The organism is Phormidium sp. CCY1219, assembly GCF_055795085.1.
Map to the genome: position 1 here is coordinate 1 of NZ_JAYFEQ010000869.1, position 5,559 is coordinate 5,559.

The following is a 5,559-nucleotide window of genomic DNA, read 5'->3' on the forward strand; positions in this document are numbered from 1 at the left end:
CGGGCAATCCACAGGCAATCGCCGGGTTAGTCAATTTAATCGCCGAGTCTGAATCTGAATATACCCGCAGGCTAGCGGCAGAAAGTTTGGGGAAAATTTTGACCACAGAAGAACAGATGCCGCCTGTCGTGAGTGTTTTGAAAGATTGCTTATCCGATGAAGCTTATGAAAATGACTTCGATCGCTTCGAGAAATCCTTCCAAGTCATCTGGCATTGCGCCCAAAACCTCCCCTATCCTGTATTTTATCGCGCTTGGCATAGTGAGGAGGATAAAGTAGAACCGGAAAATTTAGCCGAATTACCCCAGCGCCTTCATGCCAAACTGGAAGAAATGGGATTAATATCATCCCTCCAGTTGATTTGCATTGACGGGAGCAAGTTTATCGATAAAGACAATCCCGCTGCCAAAATCTACAACGAAATGCGCCGCGCTAACTGTCCCAAAAGCGATGAGGGCACCCCGAAAACAATGGCGGAATTGCAATTCTATTGGGACGAATTGACGTTAGACTCGGAACAGCGTATCGTTTTAGTCTTCTACGAAGCGCCAACCGGCAGCGAAGCGGGATTTAGTGACAGGTTCCTCACGGATTTAAGCAAGTTTGACGGGGCGATTTGCGTGGTGAGTGAGGCGCAAGTCAATGGGTTGGAAACGTTTTCGCCGAGTCAAGTGCATTGGGTGGCGGATATGGTAGCTTGGATGCAGGATGTGAGGTAGAGAAATGGTGATGCAGGGGAGGGCAGGGCTGATTTATACTAAATGAGAGTTAGTTGACCAAGGTGGGATGTGAATGGCTCGGCGAGGTTGACTCACAAGGAATAAAAAGTGGCTGTAAGTTACTCACATTTGCCTTCAAGCTCACCGCACGCCCCAAATCTTAATGGTGCGATCGCCACTGCCACTGGCGAGGGTATGACCGTCGGGACTAAAGGCGATGGATTCCACCCAGCGGGAATGAGCGGAAAGGGTTTCCACCAACTCCCTGGTATCCAAATTCCACAACTTAATTCTCCCGGTCAGGGTACCGCCGGCGACGGTTTCTCCATCGGGACTAAACGCCACGGCAAACATAGTTCCGGCATGACTGGCAAGGGTAGCAAATTCCGCGTCGGTACTCAAATCCCAGAGCTTAATCGTATTATCCGCACCACCGGAAGCGAGCACCTTTCCATTGGGGCTAAACGCCACGGAAAACACGGTTCCCACATGACCGGAAAGCTGACGAACCGGGGCATTATCGAATCCGCCATCGGAATTGGGATCGGCCAAATTCCACAACTTAATCGAACCATCTTGAGACCCACTGGCGAGGGTTTTGCCATCGGGACTAAACGCCACGGAAAACACAGTTCCGAGATGACCGGAAAGGGTACCCAAAGAATAGCCCCCTTCCAGATTCCACAACTGAATCGTGCCATCTTCCGCGCCGCTAGCGAGGATTTGGCTATTCGGACTGATAGTGACGAAAGACACCCCAGTGGGTCTGGCGGAAAGGGTATAAAGGAGTTCCCCAGTGACCAGATTCCAGACTTTAATCGTGCCCCCATAGCCATTGCTGCTACTGGCCAGAGTTTTGCCATCAGCGGCGATCGCCACGGAGGAAACCATTTCTCCGGCTTCCGAATGGCCGGTGAGGGTGCGGATCGGCTTGCCGGTGTGCAGATTCCAAATTTTAATCGTCCCGTCAAAACTGCCAGAAGCCAAAATTTTACCTTGCTGGCCGATCGCCACGGATCGCACGTCTTGAGAATGACCGGTGAGGGTATTAGCCAGGGTAATCTCTTTAAAAGAAATATTTTGGGCGATCGCCGGAATCGAGCGAGCAGAGGATCCAGTGCCAGGTCTCCCTTCCACCGCCATTTGCGCCGCCGGAGGGCGATCGCCGTTCCCAGAGGGTTTAGCCACAGCCGGCGAAGTCGCCACCGACAGGTCCAAATTCGGAGAAGACACCGGAGAAACCGACTCTTTTGCCTCACCGCCGATGCGATCGCCTTGCAGATAAATTTGCATTTCCGCCAATCCCACGCCGGCGATCGCCACCACCACCGCCCCCACCAGCCATTGTTTCTTAAACCGACCCAATCGACTCAGCCATCCCGATTGCAGCAACGGAGAAGGTAAAAACCGCACCACACCGCGCGTCCCCCCATACAACACCAACTCCAACTCTGCCAACCGCTGTAAAATCACCTCGGTACTTTGCGGGCGTTGTCCCGGGAGGCGCGCCATCAGATTATCGATAAAATCGGCCAATTGCGGCGAAATCTGAGGGGCCGCTTTGCGCCAAAGCAATTTATCCGTATGGGGGTCGTAAAAATCCAACGGATGCTTGCCGGTGAGCAACTCCACAAAGGTGCGCCCCAAGCCAAAAAAGTCCGATTGGGGCACTGGGAAGCCATTTTCCTGCTCTGGGGGGGCATATCCTTTTGAAGAAATCACCGTACCTTTTTGCCCCACCGCCATTTTCGCCAGATAGGTGCGGCTGACTTCGCGCGCGGACCCGAAATCAATTAACGCCAGTTGTTCGCGGCTAAAACTGTGCGCCGGGGAGGGCGATCGCAACATAATATTGCTCGGTTTAATATCCCGATGGAAATACTGCTGCCCGTGGACTTGATGTAAAATTTCTGCAAGCTGCAATAACCAGTTCATCGCTTGCTGCTGGCTAATCGGGCTATGGTTGCGATCGGCCATCCAAGCTTCCAGATTTTGGCCTTCGATTTTTTCCATCACCAAGCAGTGGACGGCGGTTTTTCTCCCTCGCGGGAACACCGTAAAATAGCCCCCGGGTTCGACGATAGGAATTCCCGGATGGCGGAGTCGCTGCAAAACCCTGGCTTCTTGCTTGAACAGGGCGATCGCTTTCGGATTGCTTTCAGTCAGCACTTTCAACACTTTCGCAAACCCGCGATCGTCGGCTTCAAAGGTGAGGCCAAAACCACCGGTTCCCAGGAGTTTTTGCACGCGATATCGTCCGTTAAGTAACAGTTCCGAACCGCACTGACGACAAATGCGGTTCGTCCCATTTAAAGGATCGGCGGGTTTGGGGCAGTTAGGATTGATACAGTAGCTCATAGATAGCTACGGGGTTGGTGATCCGGAGAATAGGCGAACAAGGGGCGCTTCTACAGTTTCTCGGTAGAGGCGCGGCATTCCGGCGGGTCTGACCCGGCTGGATTGCTTGGTGCTGTGTGGGTCACGGAACCCGGGCCGATCGCTCAGCATGCCAGAGATTGATGGTCTGGTCGTAACTGCCAGTGATGATTCGCTCTCCATCGGGAGTGATGGCAAGGGCGAACACTTCAGCCCCATGTCCGGTGAGGCGGTCGATCGCCTGTCCCCGGTTGAGGCTTCTAATTGTCACCGTGGGTTCGTTGCTTGCGATCGCGAAACTGTGCCCATCTGGCGAGATAGCAAGGGAATAAACCGCTTTTGGCGGACGCTTCCAGGTTTTGAGCAGCTCCCCGGTTTCCAGATTCCACAGCTTAAATCCATTATAGTTGCCACTGACTAAGGTTTTGCCATCCGGGGCGATCGCCACCTCGGTGGGCAAACCCGCGTTTCCTTCTAGAGTGTGGATCGATTCGCCGGTGTCTAGATTCCACACTTTGATGGTGTCTGCATAGGTAGCACTCACTAAAGTGCCACCATCTGGGGCGATCGCCAGGGACTTAATCGGGTCAGAATCTCCTTTAAGTGTGGCCATCTTCTCTCCCGTCTCTAGATTCCATAACTCAATGTCTGGGTGATTCCCACTACTGACCAAGATTTTCCCATCGGGACTGATGACCAGTTCTGAGGCAGGATGCCCCTTGTGGGTGCGAATCAATTCCCCACTGTTCAAATTCCAGACTCGAACGATGCGATCGCGAGTTCCGCTGACCAGGGTTTTGCCATCGCCACTGATGGCAACGGCTAAAACCGCGTCGGAATGCCCGCGCAAGATACGTTGCACTTCGCCGCGATCGAGGTTCCACACCCGCACTGTGGCGTCCCAGCTTCCACTAACAAGGGTCTGCCCATCTGGGGCGATCGCTAACGCCGTCACCGCCCGCGAATGACCCGTGAGGGTTTGTTTCTCTCGGCGGATCCTGCCCGGTTTCTCCCCCCGGGCCATCGGGCGATCGCTCTCCTTTGAACCCCTCTGCTGGGGGTAAACTGAGCCATTATTGTTAAAACTACAGCTATTAATTGCACAAAATACAAACAGGATCGGTAGGATTTTTACCAGCCATTTTAAGGGGTGGGAAATCGTTGCAGGCATTAGATGAAATTCTCCGCGACAGTGAGGCTATTATGGCCAAAACTTTGAGGCAATCAAGGAAAGGGTAGCCCGGTGCAACTCGAGGGTCAGCCATGAAGCACAGGGCGCGGCTCAGGCATGACCCGCCGAATCGCCGAATCGCCATCCTGCCTGGGGCGGCGCTGCCCTCGCAGAATGAGTTTTGCAGATGTTTTGAGCCGTTCTCGGCTACGATTCAGGGTCGGCGCGAGATTCATCCCACCGCTTTTTGAAATTGTTATGCCGAATTTTGCTTGAATTAGACGAATTTTGCTTTAATTATAGGATAGGTTTTGTCATTAGCCCTCCCCTGTGGGGTGGTAATGATTTATCGGGGTAGCATTTCTAGTTTGGACTTTCGGCTTGACAGGGAAATTGGTGGCGGTTGCAATGGGCGGATGAGTGAGAGTTTCTCAAGCGGATATAGGTATGGGGCAGTTGGAGGATGATGTCTGATAAGTCATGGTTAAAATTGCTACAGCAACAGCCGGCGATCGCGGTGATCCGCGCTCCAACGTTTCAGTTGGGTTACGAAATGGCAACCGCAGTGGCGCGCGGCGGGATGAAAACTATCGAGATTACCTGGAATAGCGATCGCGCGGCGGATTTGATTGACGTACTCCGGTCCGATTTGCCCCTGTGTACCATCGGCACCGGTACGGTGTTAAATATGAGTCAGTTGCAATCGGCGTTAGCTGCCGGTGCCCAATTTCTCTTTACTCCCCACACCGATTTGGCGATCGTCCAAGTGGCAACCTCGGCGGGAGTGCCGATCGTCCCAGGGGCCTTGTCTCCTACTGAAATTATTACCGCATGGCAAGCCGGTGCGAGTTCCGTGAAGGTGTTCCCCATTTCGGCAATGGGAGGACCGGGGTATATCAAAAGTCTGCAAGGACCGTTGGGTCATATCCCCTTGATTCCCACCGGTGGCGTCACCTTGGAAAATGCCCGGGCATTTCTCGAAGCCGGTGCGATTACCGTGGGCTTAGCCGGAGATCTATTTCCCCCAGACTCGATTTTAGCCGGAGATTGGCAGGCGATCGCCGAACGCGCACAAAAATTGATAGAACGCATAAAAAATATTGATGGCGATCGGGAAGCACCTTGGCCGAAATCCCTGCCGCCGAAATTGTAGCTAACTGACAATATCCAAACGGTGCAGAAGGTAAATTCAATCTCGAAACTCGAATTCCAAAATTTACGAAAGAAGGACGAGAGTTTGAAAGCTACGTTTTAAAAAACGTAGATGAAAAACGAACGGCGACTTTAGTCGCC

General features: G+C 52.9%; 4 protein-coding genes. 2 read left to right on the plus strand and 2 right to left on the minus strand.

Annotation, left to right across the window (positions count from 1 at the left end; translation table 11 throughout):
• Positions 1-719: HEAT repeat domain-containing protein (locus AC0QH1_RS28355; protein WP_442957376.1), on the plus strand; the 719-nt coding region annotated here is incomplete at its 5' end.
• Between the two features lie 141 nt (positions 720-860).
• Here the strand turns inward: AC0QH1_RS28355 and AC0QH1_RS28360 are convergent.
• A complete protein-coding gene (locus tag AC0QH1_RS28360) occupies positions 861-3,077 on the minus strand; it encodes a serine/threonine-protein kinase (protein WP_324634799.1) in 2,217 nt (738 codons plus the stop codon).
• 121 nt (positions 3,078-3,198) lie between these two features.
• Complete coding sequence (locus tag AC0QH1_RS28365) at positions 3,199-4,266, minus strand: WD40 repeat domain-containing protein (RefSeq protein ID WP_324634800.1); 1,068 nt, start codon at positions 4,264-4,266, stop codon at positions 3,199-3,201.
• Positions 4,267-4,732: 466 nt separating this feature from the next.
• On the opposite strand from AC0QH1_RS28365, the gene AC0QH1_RS28370 reads away from it, so the two are divergent.
• Positions 4,733-5,419, plus strand: a complete 687-nt coding sequence (locus tag AC0QH1_RS28370; protein WP_324634801.1) for a bifunctional 4-hydroxy-2-oxoglutarate aldolase/2-dehydro-3-deoxy-phosphogluconate aldolase — start codon at positions 4,733-4,735, stop codon at positions 5,417-5,419.
• The last annotated feature ends 140 nt before the right edge of the window (positions 5,420-5,559 follow it).